Below are 26,434 nucleotides of genomic sequence, written 5' to 3'. Positions count from 1 at the left end.
GCGCTAAGGATTTTTATGTTTAAGAAAATAGCGCTTTTAGGAGTTATCGCCGCCGCTATATTTAGCTTTTTCTACTTTGATTTGAATAGCTATTTAACCCTTCAGGGGATGAAGGACTCACTCGATACGTTTCAAGCGCAAATAGAAGAAAACCCTGTATTAAGCATTGGGGTGTTCTTTACTATTTATGTGGCCGTTACCGCTCTGTCGCTTCCAGGTGCAGCAATTTTGACCTTAGCTGCAGGTGCACTTTTTGGGCTGGCGCAGGGCTTAGTTATTGTGTCTTTCGCTTCAAGCGTGGGCGCAACGTTAGCTTTTTTAGTCGCGCGCTTCATCTTGCGTGATACCGTACGAAACAAGTTTAAAGAAAAGCTTAAGAAAATTGATGAAGGCATTGAAAAACAAGGTGCGTTCTACTTATTTACTTTGCGCTTAGTGCCAGTATTTCCGTTTTTCTTAATAAATCTGTTAATGGGGCTGACGTCACTTAAAACCTGGACTTTTTACTGGGTAAGCCAAATAGGCATGCTTGCTGGCACTGCTGTTTATGTAAACGCAGGTACGCAACTTGCGCAAATAGACAGCCTGTCAGGCATTGTCTCGCCTGGACTTATCTTTTCATTTGTTCTGCTAGGTATATTTCCGTGGATAGCTAAAGGCATTGTGGCGATAGTGAATCGCCGTCGCGTCTATAAAGGCTACATCAAACCAAAGAAATTTGATCGTAATCTAGTGGTGATCGGCGCAGGTGCGGGTGGGTTGGTTACCAGTTACATTGCTGCAGCGGTGAAAGCAAAAGTTACGCTGGTAGAAGCAGGGGAAATGGGGGGCGACTGCCTTAACTATGGCTGCGTACCGAGCAAAGCCATTATAAAAACGGCGAAAGTAGCAAACCAAATGCGCCATGCCGATAACTATGGTTTAGAGCCGGTAACACCAGCGATTTCGTTCAAGAAAGTGATGGCCCGTGTGCATGAAGTCATTGCGGCAATTGCACCTAATGACAGCGTAGAGCGTTACACCAGTTTAGGTGTGGATGTAGTGAAAGGCTATGCAAAGATCATCGACCCCTGGACGGTGGAAATTAAAAAGAATGATGGCGGCACCCAAACGCTAACAACAAAGAACATTGTTGTTGCCACGGGGGCAGCGCCTTTTGTTCCAGATCTGCCTGGTATCGAACAAAGCGGTTATGTCACCTCTGATACCTTATGGACTAAGTTTGCTGACCTTGAAAACGCGCCAAAGCGCTTAATTGTGTTGGGTGGTGGGCCTATTGGCTGTGAGCTGGCACAAGCCTTTTCTCGCCTAGGTAGTGAGGTTACGCAAGTAGAACGTGCACCCCGTTTAATGGGCCGCGAGGATGCTGATGTAGCTGAATATTCTGAATCTGTACTTCGTGAAAGCGGAGTGAATGTTTTGACATCTCATGACGCATTGCGCTTTGAAACGAAAGACGGTGAAAAAGTATTAGTGGTTGCTAAAGAAGGTGTTGAATCAACTGTCGCCTATGACGAAGTGATCGTGGCGGTTGGTCGAAAGGCGCGTCTAAATGGGTTTGGTCTTGAAGAATTGGGTATTCAGTTCGATAGAACCATAGAAACCGATGAATACTTGCAAACTCTAATGCCAAACATCTTTGCTGCTGGTGATGTGGTAGGGCCCTATCAGTTTACCCACGTAGCCGCTCACCAGGCATGGTATGCGGCGGTAAATGCACTGTTCGGCACGTTCAAAAAGTTTAAAGTGGATTATCGCGTTATTCCTTGGACAACCTTTATTGACCCTGAAGTGGCGAGAGTAGGTCTTAGTGAGCGTGATGCTGCAGAACAAGATATTGATGTAGAAGTAACGCGTTACGAATTTGCCGAACTCGATCGCGCGGTTGCCGAAAGTGCGCGTAAGGGTTTTATAAAGGTGCTTACGCCGCCGGGTAAAGACAAAATATTGGGCGTTACTATTGTTTCTGAGCACGCTGGTGATTTGCTCGCTGAGTTTGTTATTGCCATGAAACACGACCTAGGATTAAACAAAATACTAGGCACTATTCACGCCTACCCAACATGGGCAGAAGGTGCGAAATACGCAGCGGGGAACTGGAAGCGCGCTAATGCTCCTGAAAAACTTTTAAGCTACGTTGAGAAATTCCACACATGGCGCAGAGGGTAATAGAAGTGAAAACTACTCAATCGTCTTTCATGTGTAAAGTCGCCCGTTTATCACGTAGTAGTAAAGTGCTACGTGGTATTGCAGCAGGCAGCGTAGCGCTGTTTGCTGCAAGCGTAAGTTTCTATGCTAGTGCTGAAGAAGGCCTACATAGCACGTTTGATAATTTGTTAGGTAAGTACGTCACGCCGATTTCTAACGGCGCAAGTACACAGGTTAATTACGATGGCTTTAAAAAAGAGCGGAATACGCTTAACGAGTATTTAGCGCGCTTATCTAAGGTTGAGCAAAGTACATTTGATTCATGGAATAAGGACAAACAGCTCGCTTTTCTTATTAACGCTTATAACGCCTACACCATCGAACTTATTTTAACTGAGTACCCAGCTATTGACTCTATCCGAGATTTAGGAAGTTTCTTTTCTTCGCCTTGGAAAAAAGAGATAGCCCCGCTGCTTGGTGAAACTCGCACATTGGATGAAATTGAACACGAACTTATTCGCGGTACAAACCAAACCACAAAAAACTATAACGAGCCTCGCATTCATTTTGCGGTGAATTGTGCCAGTGTAGGTTGCCCAGCGCTTCGTGAAGAAGCATACACAGCAGACAAACTGGATTCGCAGTTAGAGGCACAAACTAAGCGGTTTTTGGCTGACACCTCTCGCAACAGAATGAGCGATAACACACTCTATCTATCAAAAATATTTGATTGGTACAGTAAGGATTTTGAAGGTGAAAACGGCGAGTGGCGCGACACGTCAACGCTCGACGAGTTTATCTTGCTGTATAAAGACGCAATGCAATTAACTGAAGCGCAAGTTTCAGCGTTAAAAAATGACACTGCAGATATTGAATACCTAAACTATGACTGGGCGCTTAATGCGGCACAGTAGCGCTAACGCTAATGCTAGAGCTCTGAATGCTTCCCAAATGAATTCAGGGTGGCAAGCTGCGGCACAGTTAAGTACAAATAGACCCTTGTTTACCCCCATGCAGGTATTCTTTTTTACCTGCATGGTTATTTTTTCGGTATTTGTTGAGGCCCAGCCGGCGGTGGGCAAAACCAGCGATGAAGCAGCCAGCGAAAAACCGCCTCTTGTTCGATTTCATGCCTGGGGGGGGAGCGCCCAGGTCAATGGCTACCTTCAGTGGGTAGCCGAGCAAGTTAAAACTCGCTTTAACATAGAACTTCAACACGTGAAGCTGGCCGACACTAGTGATGCGGTGTCACGAGTGCTTGCCGAAAAGGCGGCAGGGAATCACAAAAACGGCAGTGTCGATCTCATATGGATAAACGGCGAAAACTTCGCGGCAATGAAAAAACACGATTTGCTAAGTACTTCGTGGGTAGGTGAACTTGACAATTTTAGCCTAACCAATCCAGATCAAAACCCCGCTGTAACGACAGACTTTGGTGAGCCTACTTTAGGAATGGAGGCGCCTTGGGGCAAAGCGTCTATGGTTTTTTACTATCGTAGCGCACACTTAAATACGCTAGGGCTTATGGCGCCGAAAACCATTGAAGAGCTTCTACGATTTAGCCAAAAATCACCAGGTAGATTTACCTACCCAGTACCGAGCGATTATTTAGGTATTAGTTTTATTAAGTATGCAGCGCTAGCACTTAATAAGGATAAGTTAAGCCTTTTCTATCAGCCAGCAAATGATAAATCGCTTGATACGGTTTTACCGAGTTTGTGGGCGTACCTTGATGCGCTGCATCCTACTATGTGGCAACAGGGTGAGCACATGTTACGTCAAGCCTCCCAATTACAACGTTTGGTGGGTACAGGAGAGCTTTCATTGGCCTTTTCTTTTACCGCTTCAGAAATTCCTTCGGCAGTAACGCGTTTCGATTTACCTGACGATGTTCGTACTTATGTTATGCAAGACGGTAGCCTGGCAAACGTTCACTTTGTAGGCCTTACTTATAACTCAAAAAACAAAGCGGCGGCCAAAACGGTGGTTAACTTTCTACTTTCACCGCAGGCGCAAGCTAAAAAACAGGCGGTAGAGGTGTGGGGAGACGACACAGTGCTTGATATTGAAAGCCTCTCTACGTCAGACCAAGCGCTCTTTGCTGAAGATAATATTCACCCGTCAGCGCTAGATAAATCGCAAGCTATGATACTGTTGGCCGAGCCTCATTCAAGCTGGACCGATGCGTTGCGAGAGGCATGGTACGAACGCTATGGAGCGCGCTACTGATGTTCGCTCAATTTACGCGCATTGCCCGCTGGTGCTTAATACTTTTGCTGTGCATTCCTGTTTTAGCCGGTCTAGTTGGCGTGGCATTTCCGGCGTTAGGCTATTTTCCTGCCATAGGCGCCAACAGCTTTTCACTAGATGTTTTTAGAACGCTATTTGCTCTTGATGATATTTGGCAAATGGTGTGGCTTTCACTTTTTACTGGGGTGGGGTCTACATTACTGGCGATGGCTGGTGCGTTTTTATTATTAGCTTCGTTTTATCAATCGAATTGGCTTAACAAAATTCAAGGTTTATTAAGTCCGTTTCTTGTTTTGCCACACGCCGCTGCAGCCATTGCCTTGTTATTTGTGCTTAGCCCGTCGGGCATATTTGCGCGAATAGCTGCAGTTGGAACGAACTCTGCCATTCCTGGTGCCGGCGACGCTTTTTTCCCATACGACTCTGGAGGGCTAAGCGTACTGCTGGCGTTAAGTTTAAAAGAACTGCCGTTTATTCTTTTAATGGCGTTAAGCGTAATCTCGCAGCCATTAGTGAAAAGTAAACTTTCTGGCTATATCAAAGTGGGCACGGCACTTGGCTACTCGCCCGTGGCAACCTTTTTTAAGCTTGTGATGCCCACTGTCTTCACACAAATCAGATTACCTATATTAGCAGTGTTGGTCTTTGCCACCTCTAACGTGGAAATTCCACTTATATTAGGGGGGAATAACCCCAGCACTTTGGCCGTAGCCATTATGCATTGGTTTAATCATATCGATTTATCTATGCGCCTATTGGCAAGCAGTGCTGCTGTGCTTCAGGTTGCCGTTAGTGGTTTGGCGTTACTTCTGCTGTTAGGCGTTGAGCGTGTAGTGATATATGTGGGAAGGAAAAGGCTTGCAAAAGGGAACCGGCGTTTTTTTGATCGCCTTGTGCAAGGCGCCGCCTATAGCACTGTAGCGCTATACATTGCCTTGATTGGCGCGGTGGTTTATTCGGTACTTGTGTACTCAATGGCTAAGCAGTGGTACTACCCCAATTTTTTGCCAGAAGGTACAACGCTATTGCACTGGGAAACGGCACTTGAAACCCTTGCGACGCCACTTTCTAACAGTTTATTACTGGGCATATTGGCAAGCACCTCAGCATTGGGGTTAGTACTATTTACACTGGAAAGTGAGCTGCTTAAACCCGCAGGTAAAAATGCTGAAAGGGCGTTTTCTATCTCGTTATTTTTGCCGTTATTGGTCCCTGGTGTGGCTTTTTTATATGGCCTAGTTTGGTTCCAGCAGCTCGTGCTGCAAGACGCTGTTTGGTTTCATACTTATATTGCTCATATGGTTTATGTGGTGCCCTACGTGTTTTTGTCTATGGCGGTAGCCTATCGCAAATTCGATATTCGCTACGCAATGGTTGCACAAAGCCTAGGCAAAACGCCTTGGCAAGTGTTCTACCATATTAAATTACCGTCCCTGTTTTCAGCCATTATGGTGGCGTGGGCGCTGGGGCTTGCTATAAGTTTCAGCCAGTACTTGCCCACGTTATTGGCCTCGGGGGGCACTATTGCCACTATTACTACAGAAGCCGTGGCTTCAGTGTCGGGAAGCAGTACGCGCTTAACGGCGGTATTCGTTATTATCCAAGCGATTATGCCTTTAGTTGGCTTTGTGATTGCCTGGTATTTACCTGCCGCGTTAGTAAAACCACGTAACAAGTTACGTACATCAGAGAAAAAGAGTAGAGCAGTATTACATGGCGCTTAGTTTAGAAAACCTAGTGGTTTCTCATGCACAAAACACACTATTAAAAGTGAACGTATGTGTAAAAGACGGAGAAATTTTAACGGTAATGGGGCCAAGTGGAGCCGGAAAGTCTACTTTGCTGCAGGCAATTACCGGCCAACTTCATGGGCCGTTTAGTTTTAGCGGTATCATCAAAATTAATGGGGTCGTGGTAAGCGACAAGGCGGCTCATCTACGTAAAGTAGGCATAATGTTTCAAGACGCCTTGTTATTTGAGCACATGACGGTTGCAGAAAATATTGCCTTTGCCATGCCTAAAGACGGTTACGCAAACCGAAAAGCTAAAATGCAGGCTATTGATGAAATGCTAAGCGCTGTCGACTTAGCGGGCATAGGGGAGCGCGCAGTCACTTCACTATCAGGCGGGCAGCAATCCCGTGTTTCTCTACTAAGAACGCTAGCTTCACAACCTGATGTCGTATTGCTAGATGAGCCATTTAGCAAACTAGATTTTGCCCTTCGTGAGCAAATTCGAAGCTGGACATTTGCGCAGCTTAAAGCGCGAAACATTCCCGCAGTACTTGTAACACACGACAAAGAGGACGCCCTTGCTGCCGGCGGTCAAATAATAGAGTTATCACCATGCTAGATGCGAAAATTACCCCCTTTATTAAACCGCTATTAAAACCATTGATCACAACACTGGATGCAAGAAGCATCAGCCCGAATCAAGTTACCGTTGCAGGCTTTATTTTAGGTATTCTTGCCGTCCCCTTTATTATTTTTAACTGGTGGGGAATGGCACTTGGCTGCATTATATTTAACAGAGTGTTTGATGGTATTGACGGTGAGTTAGCACGATATCAGCAAAGTAGCAGCAGTGCTGGTGGGTTTCTTGATATATGTCTAGATTTTTTGTTTTATGCATCTATTCCCTTAGCATTTGGTATTGCTGATCCCATCAACTGGGGCATACCAGCAATGGTGCTACTTGCCACATTTATCGGTACGGGCAGTAGCTTTTTGGCTTTTGCCATTGCAGCTGAAAAGTTCAATATCGACCGACCCCAGTTCGCTAACAAAAGTTTTTACTATATGCAGGGGTTAACCGAGGGTACAGAAACGATTCTTATGTTTCTTGCTTTTTGCTTCTGGCCTGAACATTTTGCTGTACTAGCATATATTTTTGCCGCTGCTTGTGCCGTAACTGTGGTTACTCGAATTGCGGGTGGGTTTAGCACCTTAAATAAAGTAGAACAAAGTCAGTGTTCGACAACTGATTAGGTTTAGGGCGTCACAAGTAATAAGGGTAGGGTGCCACAATTCCGCCTTCTTTGTGCACAAGGGTAATTAGTCGTTAAGAAGTAAACATGAAATTAAAACGAAAAGAGAACTACAGTGGATAATGCATCTGTTATTCGCCTGAGTGTATTTCTAGGTATCTTTGCCTTTATGGCGGTACTGGAAGCCTTGTTTCCTGCGCGCAATGCTGTACTAAATAGAAAAACACGCTGGGTAGGAAACCTTTCCATGGTGGTGATGGGCGCACTAGTATCGAGAGTTTTACTTCCCGCAACCTTAGTAGGCGTGTCGATATGGGCTCAGCAAGAAGGTGTTGGGCTGTTTAACTTCATGCTAGAGCAATCATACAGTGCTTCTTCATCCACTGGCCAATTGAATAATGGCCAATACGACAGCGCTTTCTTTGCTGTTATTGTGGTGGCAAGTGTACTGCTACTAGATATGCTCATTTACTGGCAGCACCGGTTGTTTCATACGGTGCCTCTTCTATGGCGCTTCCACAAAATGCATCACGCTGATAGTCATGTAGATACCACTACAGGTCTTAGATTTCACCCCGTGGAAATTGCTATTAGCCTATGCGTAAAGGCTTTGGCAGTAGCGGTATTAGGCATACCAGCAATTGCTATAGTTATCTTCGAAGTTGCACTAAATGGGTTTGCGCTATTTAACCACGCTAACATTCGATTGCCGCAAAAGTGGGACGACAGAGTGGGTTGGGTGCTTATTACCCAGCGTTTGCATCGCATACATCATAGCCAAGTAAAGGCAGAATCAAATTCTAACTATGGCTTCAGTGTATCTTGGTGGGACAGGCTTTTTAAAAGCTTTACCCCTAGAGCGAAGCAAAGCGACGAAACACTTTCCATAGGCCAACAGGATGTACCTGCGACAAAAGAAAATGCTTCAATTCGCGCCTTGCTACTGCAACCTTTTAAAAGCAACTAGTTACCAACAAAAAGGCTGTCTATTAATGATAGCTACACGTTTTTATGCCCAAGAAAGGCTTAGCTACAGCCAAGTCGCATCGCTAGCTTACCAAGCCTGCCTTCAATAGTTTCCTCACGTTCATCGGGTAATACTGGCATAATATCTAACCCGGTTCTCGCTTCCACTTCATCAATGGTAACTTGTGTTGTGCAGTAATCATCACGGCGAGAGGCGTTTTGCTGCATGATAAACGCAGACGCTTCCACTAAACCGTTAACTTCACTCACGATGACTTTGAAATAACCGCTAGGGATACTATGCAGCTCATCGGCACCGGGCAACGCAGCGAAAAATGTTTCGTAAAGTGGGCCTGAAACCACATACACATCTTGCCCTGTTCTCACTAGGCTGCGTACAGCATTTTCTAATTTAACCCATGGACCTTGGTTCAAATCAGAGTCTTGAGGCGTAATATTTGAAAGGTAATTCAACTCTCGCCAATTCGGTGAGTTACTAAAGGAGGCAAGAGGAACTTGATGACCTCTGTCTGTGCCTATACCGCGCCACGCACCTTTATAGTCATTGGGCTCTAATGTGCTTTCATCATCCAACTCAGGGTCTGCTTTCCAGTTACGGCTTCTAGAAGGGCCATCAATAGTCTCGGGCGTAACATGATACGCCACCCAATTAGCAAACTTTGTTTGTGGGTTATTATTCAGCGTATAAATGGAGCGAGTTATGGTTTGCCCACTTAGTCCAATAGGGCAGCTGAATACACAGTTTTCAGCAAAGGCTTTAAACGCGGGGAAAACAAATGATACAGCAAGAAGTACGGCAATAAGTCTCTTCATTATTTTTCGGCTCTATTCTAATGAAAGTAATAATCTGTACCAAGATACAGTTGTTTAATTTCACGAATAGTACGTAAAAACCACGACAAAACAAGTGGTTGTCGCCTAAAGTAGGGGGGCTCTAGTTAGTACTCAGTGTTACATCATCGCTAATGCCTTGACCACCAAGTATCCGGTTCCTAATTGAAGCAGCATACCAATAATAAGAAAGACGCCGTCACGGTTGGTTACTCCAAGCGCGGTAACGCATAGCGCAAAAGCGGGCAAGGCTACTGCAAAGGGCAGTACCTCCAGAGGTATCATGCAAAGTGATGCAATCGCGCAATATGCCGCAATAATATTCTTTGATGGGGTATGTGAAAGAAAGGTAAGCCTAGGTTTTAATAGCTTTTCAGCTTTCTGCGCATAAGGCTTGGCTTTTTCAACTACGCTATCTAATTTGTTAGTAGATACCTCTTTATTTTTAATAAATGTTGGAAGCCACGGACTGGTTTTTCCTATGGCGACTTGTGAACATATAAAAAATAAAGTGATTCCACACAGCGTGGGTACGCCTGGGATGGCGCCAGTGGGAAGCAGAGCGATCAGGGCTGGCATCAATAAGAGGGGGCCAAAACCCCTGTCTTCGAAGCGTTCTATTACCTCACCTAGTGACGTAGTGTTTTCGCTCTCGCTGTACATGTTATCCATTAATTCAACAATTGAATTTCCCATATTCGCCTACAAATTCCAATTTAATAATCGCTATACTTATCATTACGCTTTTTCGTTAAATAAGTTTAATGAAGTGCCGGTGCGCGTCGTGGGATAAATAGATTTTTCACTAGTTAAAGATTAACTGCTACATTTACTGAATAGAAGTTCGTGAGATTCAAATTGAATTCGACAGATATACTTTCCATTCTGAGACAAATGCCCTCGAGCATTTTATTCAAGTGCCCAGAGTCGGCCAGCATTCATGTCAGTAAGGGCTTTGAACGGGATTTCGGGATACGACAATCTACTTTTGTTGATACGCATTCTTTTAATTTTTTTGACCTCGAAACAAAAGAAATGATTTCCCCAGGTAAGTCGCCATTTGTGCTTGCAGAAAAGGGGCAGGCAGTAGCGCAGCACTACAGACTTCAAACAGGTTCTAGGACAATGAACTGTTTTGTTGAAAGTGGCGTGGTAACCACTCCTGTAGGGGATTGGGTTGTGTTACAGATTAAAACAAACTTTACAGCATTATTCAGCGATAACAGTAAAAGTTCAGCAGTAAGCAAGCATATATCCTTCAATCAGCTTCTCACTAATTTTTCATCCAAGCTCATTACAGCCAGTGTTTATGAACTCGACGGCATTATTGATCAAGCTTTGGCTGCCTTAGGTAAGTTCTGTGATGTAGATAGATGCTACCTTTTTGAGTTTAGCGATGATGGTGAATGTATGTCTAATACTCACGAATGGGTTGCCGCAGGTGTAACGCCTTTTATTGATGAACTTCAGAACATACCAACGAGTTCGCTACCCTTTTTCATTTCCCATATTTCTAATGGAATGTTTAAAGTTGATGATGTAACGACGCTTCCTGAAGAGGCTGCGGCGGAAAAACTCGTTTTTGAAGAAGAGAGAATTTTCTCTATTTTGTGTGTCCGTATTATGGTGGACGATACTATTTACGGTTTCATTGGCTGTGACATTATAGGCAGCCCATACTCATGGAACGCATTTGATATTGAATATTTGCGCCGAATAGGCGAGATGCTTGGTAACACATTACAAAGTCTACGCAACCGAAAAGCGCTTCAAAAAGCGCAAACCGATCTGCTTGACGCTAATAAGCAACTAGAACGTTTAGCGAATATTGATGGCTTGACAGGCATTGCAAACAGAAGGTTATTTGACAGTACGTTGCAGCGAGATGTGGAGCGATGTGAAGAACAAGGCTTGGCGCTAAGCTTACTGCTTATTGACGTGGATTTGTTCAAGCAGTTTAACGATGCTTATGGTCACGTGGCTGGCGATGCGGCATTACAAAAAATTGCCGATACATTAACTAATAGCTGCTTAGGTAGTGACGATCTAGTTGCCCGCTATGGCGGTGAAGAATTTGCCGTTATTTTACCTAATACTCGGCTTGATGAACTCCACGCTATCGCTGCACGAATTATTCGAAACGTGAAGTTTCTAGATATCCCACATCGGGCGTCGGACTATGACGGTAAACTTACGGTAAGTATCGGTATGGCGTCTATGGAGCTGAATCCATTACGCCATGATGCTGCTTCGCAAAGTAAAGAGACTGCTTTATCGCTGGTTCAGCAGGCAGACAAAGCCCTTTATCAAGCTAAGGCGTCCGGAAGAAACTGCGCTAAACTTTATTCCGTATAAAGGCCAAATTCTGACATTTTACTTCACACTTTTGTTTAGCCCAGTCCGGCTTCAAAACACTTACCATGTAAATAACGCTGGCGAAATTAAACCTACCGTACTAGATTATGTTTTCTCTAACTATTAGTTCCATCTTGCCCAGTCACCATCGCGCAGCACGGTTTCATCGGCGCCTAATGCTTCTAGAGTGACGCGTTTTTCTTCACTTGTTACCGCTATTACGTATGCGCCTCTCGCTTTCGCTAGCTGAACTGCCGCTGAGCCTACGCCACCCGATGACCCCGTAATGAATACCTGCTCACCTTCTTTTACATTTGCACGGTGTAGCAAGTTTTCGGCAGTCGAATAAGAGCAGGGAAAAGACGCGAGCTCCTCATCTGCCATGGTTGAGTTTGCGGCATGGGCATGGCTCTGTGATCATACTCTCTCCAATGCGTCCTCTATTACATTTCGCTTTTTGTTACTTAATTCAATCACATCCGCTTTTGTGATTAATAATGGTCACATTGTATTGTGTGATTGTTTTTGAATTTGATATAGTAGCGTGTCATAGTGGGCGTCTGAACGGGAAAAAGTGCTTATTGAAAGCAGAAAAGACAACGCGGCGCATAGTGATATGACTAGAAAAAGTGCTTTAACAAGTAATACAAAAAAATGCGCTGGTGTGATTACCGGTGACGTCTCCAACTCTCAGTCTTATTCTGATGCTGAATTCAGAGAGATAATTGCTACGCTGAGAGAGCGTTTAACATACTATGCCGAGTACTACGGTGGAGACTTTGACATTTATCGAGGAGACGCGTTCCAGCTAGTTGTTGAACAACCACAACATAGCATTGCAGTCGCAGTTGGATTGCGTCTAGCACTTAAGGCGCACGCGTCAGGTGTAGATGTGCGAATGAGTGTTGCTGTGGGAGAAGCGCAATTTCGCCCTTCAGAAGTAAAAACAGGCACAGGAGACGCTTTTGTGTTGTCAGGGCGAGGGTTAGATAACATAAAGCCGCACCATCTTACTTTTTGTAGCGGTGAACAAACACTCGACAATAAAACGCAGCTCTTAACACGTTTTGCCGACGCGCATATCAATGGACTGACACAAACCCAGTCGCAAACCTTACTCGCGTACCTTGAAGCCACGGATAAAAGCCATGAGAGTGTTGCGGCCATACTAGATAAAAATCGCAGTAATGTAAGTCGAATCCTCAATGCCAGTAACTATAAACTGATAGCAGAATATCTCGACTATATGGAGAAAGTGCTCATTTTATGGACTCAAGATGGAGCCTCATCAAAAACGGAACAATTGACCAAGGAAGACTAACGTGATGACAGCTAACACAAAAATCATGATATTTGTGACAGGAGAGCGACATGCTTGCTGAACCTCAACTGCTGGTAGCACTCGTGTTAGCACATTTATTAGCAGACTTTTATTTTCAACCGTTTTCCTGGGTACAGCAAAGAAACGAACGACACGCACTAGCTTTGCCCTTATACCTACACGCAATCATACACGGTATACTCGCGGCAGCAGCAATGTTCTTGTTTTCATCAACGATAAGTATCGCAAGTATAGGTTTTAGTGCAATTGTAGTCGCCGTTTCTCACTTCAAAATTGACGTTATTAAATCGTATTGTAAGCAAAACACTATGTCTTTTGTTGTCGATCAAATAGCGCACATTGCCGTGATCTTAGGCGTATTTTTGTATGCCACCAATCAGTGGCGCGAGGCAGTGGGACTACTTCAGCAGGTAGGTACATCACATCTATTAGTGGTCTTGGCCTATTTGGCGGTACTCAAGCCCAGTTCAGTTATTATTAAACAGCTGCTGTCGCCTTGGAGCGATGAAGTATTAGCTAACAAAATGCCGTCTTCTCACCCCAATGATCCGCCCACAATAAGTACAGAGGCACAACAAACTTTATCACTGGCAGGTCAACGAATTGGCTATTTAGAGCGCGTACTCATGCTTACCTTTGTATTGCTAAATCAGTTTTCTGCGATAGGCTTTCTTATTGCGGCTAAATCTATATTTCGCTTTGGCGACCTCACTAAACACCAGGACAGGAAGCTAACTGAATATGTGCTTCTGGGCACCTTCACCAGTGTGGCGATGACGTTTGCCATTGGCTTGGCATGCGCAGCGGCATTAGGGCAGTTACCCATAAAGTCTTAACAAACCACCTTAATTTACTGCTTTTGCAAAGGCTTGTTGACGATGATTGCTCAATGCCTAGAAAATACGCGAAGCATAGGGGATATGCCCCGCGTACGTGAGCGGAAAAAACGTACTAATCTGTAACGCTAAATTTTGACGACGTTCTTAAGTACACAATGGTTGCGCTCTGGTTTGCGCTTTCAACAGAATGGTGTGCAGCAGTTGATGACTCGATATAACTTCCTGCGTTTAACTCGATCTGTCTGGAGGCGTTGTTTTGGCTGTAAATGAGGCTTCCTTTGATAACCACTGCCTTGAATTCATCACCATTAGATTTTATTGAACCTTTAAATCCTTTGGGAAGCTTGACAAGGGTGCCGTATACACTACTTGTCTCGCCCCACAAATAGGCAACAGAAACACCGTCGGCCGCTATATTTACAAGGTCGCTTTTTTGTAGCCATACCATATTATCTGCATGAATATTGATAGGTCGTTCACCATTGTCGAAATGTTCTTTTGACGGTTTAACTAAATACGGACCTTCATCAATTTCCAAGTAAATTAGGTTAGTCTTGTCATTTGCTGCTGTAGTGTGATCTTCACCCGCAGGCTGCGTCCAAAACGAGCCTGTTGGCATCCACATTTTAGCGGCATTTGGGTCGTCATTATGCATTTCACCTTCAATAACAATACCGCGATAGGTGATATTGTGAATGTGTGGCGGCGATTCAAAGCCATTGTTAAATCGCACTAGCATACCGGTAGTTGTGTCTTTGGTTCTATCTCCCCACAGGTCGGCCGCCCCCGGGCTTTTGTCACCCCGTGCCGGATTCAAATAGCCCCACTCAACATTTTCTGCAGTTATCACCCTAGTTTCAGCATAGGCGCTGGGTATAAAAGCAGCACAAGCGCCAACAATTAGCGAGGCCATGGTTAGTTTTCGCAATGCAGTATGTTTCATATAAAGCTCCTGTTTATCCTTACTACTAACGTCATTAACGAATGAATGACAGTTTATTCGTTGGTTGACGGATAATAAACGACCAAAATCGACAAGGACTTTCCCGAAAACGTGGATAATGAAGGTGATCCATTTGCTTTTTCTTTATATGTTTTAAAGGGCGTATGTGGACTAAACCTGTGAGGAAAAAATGAAAACCGAAGACCTTTCTGTGTTTGTTAAAGTCGCTGAAGTCAATTCGATAACGGCAGCGGCTAAGAAACTTGATATCAGTTCATCCGCTGCAAGCATGGCCATTAAGCGTTTAGAAGAGCTGCTCGGCGTAGCGCTTTTTGTGAGAAGTACACGCAAAATTAGGCTGTCCCATGAAGGGGAACAATACTTACCTATGGCTCAACAGGCGCTAAATACACTCCAGCAAGGTTTATCTCTCATTACGGAGGAAAGGCAAAGTGTTAATGGTGAGCTTCGCATGGCGATGTCTTCGGAAATGGGACGCAATTTAATGCGAGAACTGCTGAATAAAGTACAGGGTGAGAACCCCGAACTTTCTTTGCGACTACATGTAAGCGATAGCCGAGTAGATTTTTATCGGGACGGTGTTGATGTAGCGCTTCGTGCAATGACCAAAGAAGCAGTAAAAGAATCACAAATGTATGGTTTTAAAGTGTGCAATATTCCTCATGTTATTTGCGCATCGCCCGAATATATTGAAAAGTGCGGTGAACCACTAACAGCAAACGACCTTATTCAGCATAATGCCTTGCTTTATAAACTTTACGATCAAACCCATAACACATGGGAACTGGTGAAAGAAAGTGAAAAAATTAAGGTAAAAGTGCGCAGCAACCGCGCCGTGAATGACGGAGACATTGTTAGGCGATGGTGCGTTGACGGTATGGGTATTGCCAAAAAGTCAGCCATTGACGTGGCTGAAGATTTATTAAGCGGTAAGTTAAAGCGGGTGTTGCATCAGTATCAAGTTCCATTAACTGAAATGTGGATAATGTTACCCAGCCGACATCTGATCACCCCAGCAGTAAGATTAGTTAGAGATGAATTGAAATTGACCATTGAGGACCGTCGAGGCAAGCTTATAAAAAAAGGCTTACTTAAAGAAAGTGAATGGCCCTGTGATTAAATCGTTTTCAGGTGATTAGTACTCGGCATGGATTACCTGATTACCGCATCAAACCCGCTATCTCAGTGCTTTTAAGCGGTTTATAGTGCAAATAGCCTTGGACCGAGTCACAGCCCATTTCAGTAAGGGCCTGCTGCTGCTCTTTAGTTTCTACACACTCGCCCAAAGTGGTCAATTCTAAGCTTTTCGCAAGCATTATGATGGTGTTAACAATACCGTCATTAGAGCTTGATTGCCCTAATTGAGAAACGAAACTGCCATCAATTTTGAGCTTGTCGATAGGAAGTGTACCTATGTAACTAAGGCAAGAGTAGCCAGTACCAAAGTCATCAATGGAAATGTTAAGGCCAATTTTTTTCAGCTTTTTAAGCGACGTTAGTGCAAAGTCTGTAGAGCTAATAAACGTATTTTCGGTTAGCTCAACTTCAAGTAAATTTGGTGGGACTTGATACTTACTTAATACTTCTTCGATTTGCTCTGCACAGTCTAGCTGTATCAAAAAGCTTGCAGGCAAATTAACCGCCACTGGCACTAAATTTAGCCCTTCATCTAGCCAGTTTCGAATCTGCCTACACACCTCAGAAAGTACCCAAGTAGTAATAGGGTTAATTAGACCTGCTTCCTCAGCAACTGGTATAAACTGAGACGGCGGTATTTCAGTGCCCTCGTCATTCCAGCGTATCAGCGACTCTAGACCGATAATTTTATCGCTGCGTATACAGACCTGAGGCTGATACACTAGTGAGAATGCCCCTTCAAGTTTAATGGCCTGTCGAATTCGACTTTCTAAAGATAGACGTACCAAAGACTCTTCAAGCATTTCAATATTAAAAAAGCTATAGTGTCCAGGTCCTTTTTCTTTTGCGTGATACATGCTTGTATCGGCATGTTTTAATATCTCTATTCCCGTCTCTAAATTTCTTTGATGAAGTGCAATACCAATACTGGTTGAAATGTGAAGCTGGTTGCTACCTATTGCCATAGGTTGGCTAAGACTCTCGATAATTTCAGAAGATAAAGCAACAAGTTCATCGTGTTCAGCAACGCCCTCTAGCATTATCACAAACTCATCACCGCCCCAGCGGCAGACACAATCTTTTTCTGTAACTATTGCTGTTAGCTTTTTCGCTACAATAATCAAGACTTCATCGCCGATATCATGACCTAGCGTGTCGTTAATGAGTTTGAACCTATCAAGGTCGAGAAATAAAATAGAAAGCGCAGAGTTTTGAGCATTAGCTTTTGCTACAGCTTCATCTAATTTCTCTACAAACAAATGTCTGTTTGGAAGTTGGGTTAACGCATCGTAATTCGCTTTTTGGTATAGCTGCCTAGTACGCAGTTCTACTACACGCTCTAATTCTGTGTTCTGGGCTTTCAGCTGCGCTTGATGGCGTTCTACAGTGGCCAGTATGTGGTTAACACCTCCAAACAGTTCACCGAGTTCATCATCTCTCTTGTCAGGAAGGCGTTTAGAGTATTCACGTTTGCTTCCTACAAACTTAACAAGAGAAATAAGCTGTTGAATGGGTTTTGATAGAAACCTTTGGAGTCGCCAGTGAAAGAGGTAAGTAAATAGCATGCTTATAGTGAGCACACCAAATACGACATACATAGCGTGCTGCTGCTGCTCTTCTAGCGAAGTGGTGCTTGCGGTAAGTATGAGATAACCAATTACTTCATCGTTGAACTCTATGGGCTTAAGGTAATAAATCAGGTGTTTACCGAAAGTTGCGCCTTCTTTAACGGTTGAGGGAGATACATCATCCCGAAAGTCATCCATAGTGTAGCTTGCAATGACGGTATCGGCGTCGTCATAAACTTTTGCGCTTTTTATCGCGGGAAGTTTCGATGCGGCGTCTAGCAACTCTTGTGTGGTATCAGCATCGCTAAATAGAACTGATGTACTTGTTGCTGAGGCGAGAAGAGTCGATTGGTTGTCTAAAACATCTACCAAGTTACTTTTGTAATCGGCGACGAAGTTGTTGTAAAGCAAACCCGCTACCAAACACAACGAAAAGAAATTAACGACTAGGACGGCTAGAAGTTGTTTGGTAAAAAACGAGGAACGTTTAAACATCACTTGATCCTCGCGACTCGTAGAAGCTTGGCACTTATTTTTACATTTAATCGCTCAGCCTCTGCTACATCAATTTCAAAACGCAATTTCTGATTTTCTTCATAAAACCTGAAGACAACAGGGAGCGCCAATACGTTATTAATATCAGATATGATTACACTATGGCTTAGGTGCTGCTCTAAAAGATCATCGCTTTCAGTCAAATACAGTATATCGCAAGACTGGGCATCAACGCTCTCTAAAACAAGCAATGACTTACTATTTGGCTCTCTAGATTCCACTAGTGCTTTCAGGAAAGTCATTAATTCCTGATCGTTATGAATACAAAAGGAGATTGGAACTGCGCTTTCTTTGGGCCATGTGATGAATTTAGTAAAGTTATACATATAGGCAGCTTTCAACTTGTCTACTTTTTGAAGCTCAGCTAATGCTGCGGGAACAAGAAGACACTGCAATAAAAGCAACCACGAGAGCTTTTGTAAAAAACGAGTCAATTTTGCCGTCACGTTTTTAGCTTAGAACAACGTTGATAATTGAAAGCCAAATCGCCACAACTCTTTAGGCTGAGGGCCATTCAGGTTCTGATATACAGGTTTACTCCCATTTATCTGAATTTGTAACCAGTCAGTAGCCGTATAGTTCAGTCCAGCGTATAACCTTACTTTTGTCCCACCGTATAAATCAGGATTAGTTATGCCAGCCGGGTAGGGGAAAGCACCACCTACGGTAATTTCGTCGTCTTGCCCATGAATAGAATCTGCGTAACTTATCTCGGCGCCGGTGAAGAGCGTGCTTGTTTCATTTAAAACAAAATTGTACTTACCATTTAGTTCATAATTATTGCCTAAGCGATAATCACGGTCGTTGGAACCGGTACGTATTCTCGCCGATAGTGAAACAGAGAAAGGATAATCACCTTTATTACGATAACCAATTTCTAAAGGTAAGTCGAAAGTGCCGGACCCCAATTGCATCGTGTAAGGAAGTTGCTGATCACCCGCTGCGCGCGGCGTGTCTCCCTGCTCATCAATAGAGCCAGTAGGGAAACTGATGCCACCACTTATCCATACGCTGTACTGCTCGTTGGATAGGTATTCATAGTGACCTGTAACTACTACGTCTCCCAATCCTTCAGATGAAATGAGAAATTCATCGTAGCCTGGCACTACGCTGATATGGTCAGTTTCTTGTCGTATCAGCGGAATCTGAAGCCCTAACTTGAAATCATGTTGAAGCTGATAACCTATTTGAATAACTTTTGCATACTGATTTATGACAGTCGGAAGAACAGGAAAATTTTCGTCAGTTCGCGCTTCTTCGCCAGGTACAAAAAGTACTTCGTCTCGAGATACATCACTGTCATCAATCATGTAGCCATCAAATTCCGCTGCTTTATATTGCAAAGACACCGACCATTTACGGGGGGAGGTATCGATATCTGTTTCAGTTATATCTACATTAAGTAAATCTTGAAAGCTCATTTCTGCAAATTCTGAAGGAGTACTCTGCGCCATGGCGAGGCCAGAAGAGGCTAGGAAAATAGATGATGACAGAACGGTATATTTCATTTGAAAGCCACAAGAATAACAATATGTGAATTATAGTGTATTTCGAGAAAACTTTTAATGACAATAAGTTAGTCTTTTGTAGTGTAGGTATAGAAAAAATATACTTTTAATTCATTGGTTTTAAAAAAAAAGCACTGCGTAAAAGCAGTGCCCTAAATAGTTTCGATGATAGCTAAGCGTCGTAGGCGCTTAGAAACGATAGGCAGCCGTTAATCTAAAACGCTGCGGAGTACCGGGTTCAACCCACACATCTGCGAAAGAGTTAGTATAAAACTCTCTATCAAACAGGTTATCTACTGCTACTTTAACCGATAGATTTTCGACAGGCTCTATTTCAGCAAACGCTCGTACCGTAGTATAGCTAGGTAGGTAGAAGTCCGTGGCGGTTTGCCCCAAGCGTTCATCAACGTATAACAGCCCAGAACCTATGCGCACTGGCATATCAGCCAAAGATAAACCTTTACTCAGTTGAATACTAAGCTGGTTTTCTGGAACGTTAATGAGCGGGTCGCCAGACTCAATCGCTGCAACAAAGTTAGCATCTGCTGCATCATTTGTACTTTCTGCATCTACAAAGGTGTACGACAGCCATAGCGAAATATCATTTTCAAATTCAGCGTTAATATCTAGCTCGATACCACGGCTTCGCGCTTCGCCTGCTGGTGTTAAGAAAAAGCCATCTGATGCTTCTTCACTGTCATCAAACACTAGGATATTGCTTTGCTCAATATTAAATAGTGAAAGCGTGATGTCGCCGCGCACACTGTCGAACATAGACGTTAAATCGGTTTTAAGGCCAATTTCAGCAGATTCTGATTCGTTCGGCTCGAAAGGATTACCCGCAAAGTCTGAACCTGTTAACTGACGGAAGCCTTCGCCGTAGGTGGCATACACGCTGGTACTGTCATTAAACACATAAACGGCACCTACTTGCGGCGAGAAACGGGTATCATCTTGCGAGGTTGTGCTTACTGGACTTGCTAAGCGATTATCAATTTCCTGCTCGAACTTATCAAAACGGCCACCTAAACGAATTTGAAGTTTGTCGGTAATGTTGATTTGATCTTGAAAATAAACGCCCCAGGCTTTTTGAACTTCAAAGCGGTCTAGATTGTCAGAAAGCTCAACATCGGGAAGGGGTGTGTAATCAGGGTTAAATATATCGACCACAAGGTACTGATCTAAATCTAAATCGTTAATATCAGTATCACTTGAGAAAAACGGCGGGCGATAGCGCAGAATTACCTGATCGTTTTCAAATTTGTCGTAGTCAGCACCAATAATTACGCGATGGGTCAGTGAGCCAGTTTCAAATTCACCAGCAATTTCGCCACGTAAAACCAGATAATCTGTCTCGAAATTACGATAGCGTTTAAAGCGCGATAACAAGGCTTGATCTGGGTCGATAAATAGCGTTTGACGGCCGCCAAAGCTATTCTCAAGCGCATTACCTTCAAACGTAGTATCGCGCAGCCCAGCACCTAACAGTAAGTTCCAGTCATCAGCAAGCTTGTGCGAAATCTCAATTTGATGACCTACAACTTCGGTATCGATAGTGTCGCCATTCGGATCGCCAGTAAAGGTTTCAATGGGCTGATGGCCCAACTCGCCGTCAATAGCGACTACACCGCGATCAAACGGAATCTTTTGTTCGGTGTACTCTAGCTCATAAGTCACGGTCGTATCTGCTGACGCTTCCCAGGTTACCGACGGGTAAAACCCAAAACGTTCGGTTTCTACTGTATCGCGAAAACTTTCCGCGTCTTCATAAAAACCAACTAGGCGTACACCAACATTTTCAGACGCCCCTGTAACGGTTTGTACGTCAGCTTCAACACGCATTTGCTCCCAGCTTCCGTAAGTGGCTTTAACTTCACCACCTTCACGAAACTGAGGACGTTTAGTTACCAGGTTAATTGCGCCACCCGGTTCACCACGGCCAAACAGGGCCGCTTTCGGGCCTTTCAATACTTCAACGTGATCGATGCCTGATAGGTCACGAGGGCCGCCGAAACCGCGACCTGCATTAAAACCGTTTACCAAAAAACCACTAGGTAAGTTTTCGTCACCTGAAAAGCCACGAATGGCAAAGCTATTCCACAGGCCGCCAAAATTATTTTGGCGTGCTACAGATGCCGACAGGTCTAGTGCGTCATTCAAATTAATAGCACCGGCATCACTAAGTAAGCCTAAGTCTATATCTTGTGCTGCAGCAGGTACTTCTTTATATTCAAAAGCCCCTTGATACGCGCGATGCATACCGTGTACGGTAATTTTCTCAACATCAGCTTCATTTTGGCTGTCATCGCTTTGTGCTAAAGCCGATGTGCTGAGCAGCGCCGATATAGTGGCTGCAAGTGATGATTTAACCCAACAAGTTTTCATTCTTCTTTTCCTGTGCAGTTTTCGTGTGAGGTTTTAGTGTTTGGTGTAAATTGTGGTAGAGCTTCAAAGCTTTCCTGAGAAAATTCAGGGTCTTTAAAAAGGTGGTAATAATAGAATTCTCGCAGCGCCTTATGAAAAGCACGTACGTCGTTTTCGTAGCCCACCATAGCTTCAACGTTAGTATCAGCAGCGCTTGATAATAAACGTTGCGTAAGCAAGGAAGGAGAAAGCAAGGCTACGTAACTGGCGATATTGTCTTTTTGAAGTGTGGCTGCCTGATAGGCTTTCGACAAGTCACTGGCCGTTTGGTCGCCCACTTGTTGAAACGCGTAGTACCATTTCCAATTAAATGAGCTGTCTCGTTCAGGGTCAAACTCTGTGTAGTCGGCCCACTGCGGGTGAGTGGCAATGAATGGAGCCCAAGTGTCTTCAATAGGCTTATCCCATGCGCTATTTACCGCTTCGCGTTGGGTAAGCACAATGTCGCCGCCTTCAGGTGTTTCAACCATCGCATTAATTACCGTGTGTGCGGTCACGGGCACAATAACGGTGGTCACAAGCCAAACCCCAAGCATAATAGAGGCAAGATGCGTTGCACTGAAATTTGCAAAACGTTTTGCGGCGCCAATCGCAAGAACAATGGCACTCCATATCGCAATGTTACCTATTACTATTGCGCAAACGGTTAATATAGAAGCCAAAGATGCACCATTAATTAACCCGAACACAACAAACGGAACAAGCGTAACAAGCGCTAAAGGCACCAAGGTGACGATCACTCGTGCCGTCCATATAGCATGTGAATTACGCGCAGTTACGTTGAGTAAATCAAAACGACGAGCTTCACGTTCTTTCGCTTTTAAATCGTAAAGTAGCAATATGATAAATAGCGGCAGCAAAACACTGGTCACAAAGGCAAAATCGAAACGCCCTAAAAACGCAAGCTCTGGGTTATCTGTATCGCTCTCATAAATTTGCCCTTCTAATGCAAGCATGCGTATACGATGCTTCCAAGGAAATACATCTCTTTCGCCTACGGCAGCAAAAGCCAACGGGGAAGGGGGGGCATAAGTCAGGTGAAACGCGTAATATGCCACCATGCCGAAGTTTGACTGATGAGTGATAACGGCTTCACGCTCTACTTGGTCTTTTTCTAATAAACGTTCAATCGTGGCTTGTTGTTCCTGCATTTCTGCATGACCCGACCACAATGACACCGTGCTTAAAAGAAAAACGACTAATAACGTAAGCTTTAATTGGCGGTGACCAAACACAAAATTAGCTTCACGTTTAAGATCGGTAAAACGCATCATGGGTTTAACCTCCTAACAGCCGCTTTTAAAAGCAAGGCGGTAATGCATACCCAAACAAACAGTTGTAAAAAGTAAATAAGCGCGTATGAAATGCGTGTACTTGCTGCTTCTGGCTTAAAATTAAACTCCGAAAGCAACGCCCAATTGTCTGCGCCGACAACCGCTTTATCAGCCGCTTCTTTGCTTGCGTTGCGGTTCATGTCGAGTTTGTAATCCAGCTTTTCAACATGCACTTTATTAAGCCCTTGAACGAAATCAAGACGGAGGGCTTCTGCCTCTCGTAAAAAACGATGATGGGTTTCAAGGCTGGTGCCTGCTAACAGTGTTGAGATAGAGCGAACGGCGACGGTAGGGGATAGCCAGCCAAACTGACGTGCAATATGTGCTTGCTCTAACTCTTCAGCCATTCTGCTTTCGGCAAACTCATTAAGCACCTGCGCCTGTCGGCCTTCAGAAAATTGGGCAACAACACCGCGGAAGTTAACGGGAAGGTCGTCAACAGAATCGACATTGTATTTCGCTAATAAATCTTCTTTTAGCTTTTTGAATGCAGGGTCGTTAACGTCGTGACCATCGCCTAAACTACGAAGCTTTTCTTCTACTTTAAAGTCCGCTTCAAGCTTGCCCATTGAGGGGGCGGCGTTTGTCGCTACGCTGCTTCCAAGACGAGGAAGTAACACACATGCGGCCATCCAAATAACAATAAGCATGGTGAAGCTAACGCTACTTTTCTCGAATAACGCTGAACAAGCAGTTACAACGGTCGCCCATAGCAAAAAGTAAACGGCGTAACTTAAACAAAATAACAGTACTACAAGCGCGCTTTCGCTTGAAAAAGCCACGTACAAGCATGCCAGAAGAAGAGGGAGTAAAAACAAACCGCTAGCTGCAATTAACGCTAATAGCTTACCTAACATTAGCTGCCAGCGAGTCGTTCCTTGTGACAACAACAAGGTAAGTGTTCCCGCTTCGCGCTCTCGCGATACGCTGCCGTAACCAATAAGGATAATAAACAGTGGAGCAAGCACTAGCGCCAGAAAGCTAGGGGTTAAGCTGCTAAAACGGGTAAGCCCGGCTGTTTCTCGCTGCTCTGCAAACATGGCGCTATTTTGGCGATGCCCTTCTAAGAAAATAGCGTTACCCGTGTAGGTGTCTACCCCAGGTTCTATTACGCTTAATGGAGTAGGGGCACGAAAGACATAGTGACCATAATGCACCATGCGGTGAGGGTGCTTATCAGGCTGTGCTTTAAAACGTTCTTCCGCTTCAGTTTGAAGGTGCTCTCTAGCGTGCGCGGCTTCTTCAATGTGAAATGCATTCACAACCAATGCAGCAAGGGTCAGTATGGCCCCTAGCAAGAGTACCGTAGCAGCGACTTTCGTGCGCAGCCAATAGCGCCACTGATCTGCACAAATGGTTTTTGCTACACTAAATATCATGCTTTGCGCCCTGCAAATGCTGCGTGTACCGCTTCAGTATCAATAGGCGTATCGCCAACACGTTCGAAAGAGCCGGTTAGCTTACCGTTACTTAAAAGCACAATACGGTGAGCGACCTGGCATGCACCATACACGTCGTGGGTTACCATAAAAATGGTAGCGCCGTTGGCTGCTAGCTCAGAAACCAACGCATTAAATTCGTCAATAGCGGCAGGGTCTAGGCCTGAGGTGGGCTCATCTAAAAACAGCACAGGGGCATTACGCAACAAAGCAAGGGCAATTGCGGTTTTCTGGCGCATACCTTTCGAGTAGTTTGATAACGCCTTATTCCATGAATCTTCTTGAAGACCTACTTTGCGAAGTGCCGCAAATATGTCGTTGTCTGATTTTTCTACACCAGCTACCGAAAGAAAGTAACGGATATTTTCTAAGCCAGAAAGGTGACCATAAAGCGTTACAGATTCAGGTAAGTAAGCGACTGACTTTTGAACATCGTTAGGGTGAGTAGTGGCGTTGTGCCCCAACACAGTAGCGCTACCGCTAGATGCTTTCATCAAACCTAAAAAGGTTTTAAGCGTAGTAGATTTACCGGCACCGTTTCCGCCTAAAAGCGCGAAAACTTCGCCCTTACCAACGTTGAAGTTTAGATTATCTAAAAGCGTGCGGTTTTCAACGCGCACGGTCAGCGCATCTGCGCATATTACAGAATTTGTTTGCATTGTATAACGTGCTGTAACAGAAATTTGTGAGCAATGTTATATTATAACTAATTAGATGGGAATACGTTTTACTCTTAAGTGAGAGTGGAATGACCAATCACGTTGTGAAACCTGTGGCTCAATAGAAAACTGATGAAGATATGAACGAGATGACTTGCCGCCTGGGTTCAGGCTGCCTTTGAGAGAACAAAGCTTCCTCCCTTTATAGATGATTTTTAATTTTTACCGAATTTAGTGAAATTATTAATTAGCTATACCTGTCTTATAGCCACATCAATAAACGTTACTTACATATCTAACAGAAAAGAGAGTCATAATGGAATTTACACATAAGCGCACCATTCAAATTACAGCGTCGTTATTATTACTACTAGCAATAACACAGGCTGTTTTTACAGCGCTTTACAGCAGCGGAATTAGCTTTTCACGGCAGTATGCCTGGGGATTTGAAGCCGTAATCTTTACCGTGCTAGCTGCTTTTGCTAGTACTGCTATGGTGCAGGCAAAAAACGCGCAGCTAGGCTGGTCGGCTATTACTTTTAGCGCCGTTCTCAATATTGTGCAGGTAAGCATTGGCCTAACGTTATTTTCAACCTTCGGCCAAGTTGCTGGTGCAGTAGAAGGCGCTAAGCCTTTAATTGGCGGTGTAGTGTCTTTGTCTTTCATGATTTACTACGCGGCTAAATTGTTATTAGGGTTAGCAGCCGTCGTTTTCGGCCTATTCTTCGTGGTAAAAGGTGGTAAAACGATTGGTGGTCTTACCGCTATAGTAGGCATGGTCGCTATGTTTGCCAATGCCATACTAATCATATTTGGTCGTGATGGCTTTCTACCATCAGGCGTAGCTGGTGCTTCAGGTATGGTTGCAACGTTATTATTGGCTTTCTGCTTAATCTGCCTAAATCGCAAAGCTGACTAAGGCTTAGTAACTTTCAAATAAGATACTTTATCAAGTAAAACGTCGAAGAGCGTCAGTGGTCGCTGGGGGCATGAACAGCTGCATAGTGTTCAGTGCACCGAGCTCGCCGCTAACGCCTTTTCTAAATTATTAGTGTTGTTTTCAGAGTATGCGCTCACACATTTCAGCACTGGATGAGAGGAAGTTACT

General features: G+C 44.2%; 22 protein-coding genes and 1 pseudogene. 12 read left to right on the top strand and 11 right to left on the bottom strand.

Going from position 1 to position 26,434, the window contains the following annotated elements; all coding sequences use genetic code 11:
• The first annotated feature begins 15 nt into the window (after nt 1-15).
• The 7 genes from ACXAER_RS19040 to ACXAER_RS19010 all read left to right on the top strand — a co-directional run bounded on the left by ACXAER_RS19040 (nt 16) and on the right by ACXAER_RS19010 (nt 8,351).
• Entirely contained in the window at nt 16-2,169 is a 2,154-nt protein-coding gene (locus ACXAER_RS19040; protein ID WP_474831991.1) for an FAD-dependent oxidoreductase, read from the top strand.
• 29 nt (nt 2,170-2,198) lie between these two features.
• The gene (locus ACXAER_RS19035; RefSeq protein WP_474832108.1) at nt 2,199-3,062 is read left to right on the top strand and encodes a DUF547 domain-containing protein; all 864 of its coding nucleotides are present in this window, start codon (nt 2,199-2,201) and stop codon (nt 3,060-3,062) included.
• 121 nt (nt 3,063-3,183) lie between these two features.
• A complete protein-coding gene (locus tag ACXAER_RS19030; protein WP_474832106.1) occupies nt 3,184-4,377 on the top strand; it encodes an ABC transporter substrate-binding protein in 1,194 nt (397 codons plus the stop codon).
• Nucleotides 4,377-6,122, top strand: a complete 1,746-nt coding sequence (locus ACXAER_RS19025; RefSeq protein WP_474831988.1) for an ABC transporter permease — start codon at nt 4,377-4,379, stop codon at nt 6,120-6,122. The genes ACXAER_RS19030 and ACXAER_RS19025 overlap by 1 nt, the downstream gene beginning before the upstream one ends.
• Nucleotides 6,112-6,750: an ATP-binding cassette domain-containing protein gene (locus ACXAER_RS19020; RefSeq protein ID WP_474831985.1), complete on the top strand. Its 639-nt coding sequence runs from the start codon at nt 6,112-6,114 to the stop codon at nt 6,748-6,750. The genes ACXAER_RS19025 and ACXAER_RS19020 overlap by 11 nt, the downstream gene beginning before the upstream one ends.
• Complete coding sequence (locus ACXAER_RS19015) at nt 6,744-7,385, top strand: CDP-alcohol phosphatidyltransferase family protein (RefSeq protein WP_474831981.1); 642 nt, start codon at nt 6,744-6,746, stop codon at nt 7,383-7,385. Before ACXAER_RS19020 ends, ACXAER_RS19015 begins: the two co-directional genes overlap by 7 nt.
• A 114-nt stretch (nt 7,386-7,499) precedes the next feature.
• Complete coding sequence (locus ACXAER_RS19010; RefSeq protein WP_474831979.1) at nt 7,500-8,351, top strand: sterol desaturase family protein; 852 nt, start codon at nt 7,500-7,502, stop codon at nt 8,349-8,351.
• Between the two features lie 59 nt (nt 8,352-8,410).
• On the opposite strand, the gene ACXAER_RS19005 is transcribed toward ACXAER_RS19010, so the two are convergent.
• Both ACXAER_RS19005 and ACXAER_RS19000 read right to left on the bottom strand, forming a co-directional pair.
• Nucleotides 8,411-9,184 carry a DNA/RNA non-specific endonuclease gene (locus ACXAER_RS19005; protein ID WP_474831976.1) on the bottom strand — a complete coding sequence of 258 codons (774 nt, stop codon included), beginning with the start codon at nt 9,182-9,184 and terminating at the stop codon, nt 8,411-8,413.
• 138 nt (nt 9,185-9,322) lie between these two features.
• Nucleotides 9,323-9,898: an exopolysaccharide biosynthesis protein gene (locus ACXAER_RS19000; protein WP_474831974.1), complete on the bottom strand. Its 576-nt coding sequence runs from the start codon at nt 9,896-9,898 to the stop codon at nt 9,323-9,325.
• 339 nt (nt 9,899-10,237) lie between these two features.
• On the opposite strand from ACXAER_RS19000, the gene ACXAER_RS18995 reads away from it, so the two are divergent.
• Nucleotides 10,238-11,557, top strand: coding sequence for a sensor domain-containing diguanylate cyclase (locus ACXAER_RS18995; RefSeq protein ID WP_474831971.1), 1,320 nt, complete (start codon nt 10,238-10,240; stop codon nt 11,555-11,557).
• 141 nt (nt 11,558-11,698) lie between these two features.
• On the opposite strand, the pseudogene ACXAER_RS18990 reads toward ACXAER_RS18995, so the two are convergent.
• Nucleotides 11,699-11,965: pseudogene (locus ACXAER_RS18990) on the bottom strand (zinc-binding dehydrogenase); the annotation flags it as partial.
• A gap of 166 nt (nt 11,966-12,131) precedes the next feature.
• On the opposite strand from ACXAER_RS18990, the gene ACXAER_RS18985 reads away from it, so the two are divergent.
• On the top strand, nt 12,132-12,878 hold the full coding sequence (locus tag ACXAER_RS18985) for a nucleotidyl cyclase domain-containing protein (RefSeq protein ID WP_474831968.1): 747 nt from the start codon (nt 12,132-12,134) through the stop codon (nt 12,876-12,878).
• Between the two features lie 50 nt (nt 12,879-12,928).
• Nucleotides 12,929-13,735 (top strand): DUF3307 domain-containing protein, encoded by an 807-nt coding sequence (locus ACXAER_RS18980; RefSeq protein WP_474831966.1) that lies wholly within the window; start codon nt 12,929-12,931, stop codon nt 13,733-13,735.
• Between the two features lie 115 nt (nt 13,736-13,850).
• Here ACXAER_RS18980 and ACXAER_RS18975 read toward each other — a convergent pair whose 3' ends face one another.
• A complete protein-coding gene (locus tag ACXAER_RS18975; protein ID WP_474831964.1) occupies nt 13,851-14,681 on the bottom strand; it encodes a DUF4437 domain-containing protein in 831 nt (276 codons plus the stop codon).
• A gap of 190 nt (nt 14,682-14,871) precedes the next feature.
• Between ACXAER_RS18975 and ACXAER_RS18970 the strand changes: the two genes are divergently transcribed.
• Entirely contained in the window at nt 14,872-15,822 is a 951-nt protein-coding gene (locus ACXAER_RS18970) for a LysR family transcriptional regulator (RefSeq protein ID WP_474831961.1), read from the top strand.
• Between the two features lie 40 nt (nt 15,823-15,862).
• Here the strand turns inward: ACXAER_RS18970 and ACXAER_RS18965 are convergent, their stop codons facing one another.
• The 7 genes from ACXAER_RS18965 to ACXAER_RS18935 form a co-directional block, all read right to left on the bottom strand.
• Entirely contained in the window at nt 15,863-17,902 is a 2,040-nt protein-coding gene (locus tag ACXAER_RS18965; RefSeq protein ID WP_474831958.1) for a bifunctional diguanylate cyclase/phosphodiesterase, read from the bottom strand.
• Nucleotides 17,902-18,408: a YfiR family protein gene (locus tag ACXAER_RS18960; protein ID WP_474831955.1), complete on the bottom strand. Its 507-nt coding sequence runs from the start codon at nt 18,406-18,408 to the stop codon at nt 17,902-17,904. The genes ACXAER_RS18965 and ACXAER_RS18960 overlap by 1 nt, the downstream gene beginning before the upstream one ends.
• A gap of 9 nt (nt 18,409-18,417) precedes the next feature.
• Nucleotides 18,418-19,470, bottom strand: coding sequence for a hypothetical protein (locus tag ACXAER_RS18955; RefSeq protein WP_474831953.1), 1,053 nt, complete (start codon nt 19,468-19,470; stop codon nt 18,418-18,420).
• Nucleotides 19,471-19,659: 189 nt separating this feature from the next.
• On the bottom strand, nt 19,660-21,855 hold the full coding sequence (locus tag ACXAER_RS18950) for a TonB-dependent siderophore receptor (protein WP_474831951.1): 2,196 nt from the start codon (nt 21,853-21,855) through the stop codon (nt 19,660-19,662).
• A complete protein-coding gene (locus ACXAER_RS18945) occupies nt 21,852-23,168 on the bottom strand; it encodes a DUF3526 domain-containing protein (RefSeq protein ID WP_474831948.1) in 1,317 nt (438 codons plus the stop codon). Before ACXAER_RS18945 ends, ACXAER_RS18950 begins: the two co-directional genes overlap by 4 nt.
• Nucleotides 23,165-24,607 carry an ABC transporter permease gene (locus ACXAER_RS18940; protein WP_474831945.1) on the bottom strand — a complete coding sequence of 481 codons (1,443 nt, stop codon included), beginning with the start codon at nt 24,605-24,607 and terminating at the stop codon, nt 23,165-23,167. The genes ACXAER_RS18945 and ACXAER_RS18940 overlap by 4 nt, the downstream gene beginning before the upstream one ends.
• Entirely contained in the window at nt 24,604-25,326 is a 723-nt protein-coding gene (locus tag ACXAER_RS18935) for an ABC transporter ATP-binding protein (protein WP_474831942.1), read from the bottom strand. The genes ACXAER_RS18940 and ACXAER_RS18935 overlap by 4 nt, the downstream gene beginning before the upstream one ends.
• A 316-nt stretch (nt 25,327-25,642) precedes the next feature.
• Between ACXAER_RS18935 and ACXAER_RS18930 the strand changes: the two genes are divergently transcribed.
• Nucleotides 25,643-26,245, top strand: coding sequence for a thiamine biosynthesis protein ThiC (locus tag ACXAER_RS18930; RefSeq protein WP_474831939.1), 603 nt, complete (start codon nt 25,643-25,645; stop codon nt 26,243-26,245).
• Nucleotides 26,246-26,434 lie beyond the last annotated feature (189 nt).

This window comes from Alteromonas sp. AWJ4_199 (assembly GCF_056159165.1).
Note: the sequence above shows the minus strand (reverse complement) of the source record. Positions and strands in the feature narration are given on the sequence as shown.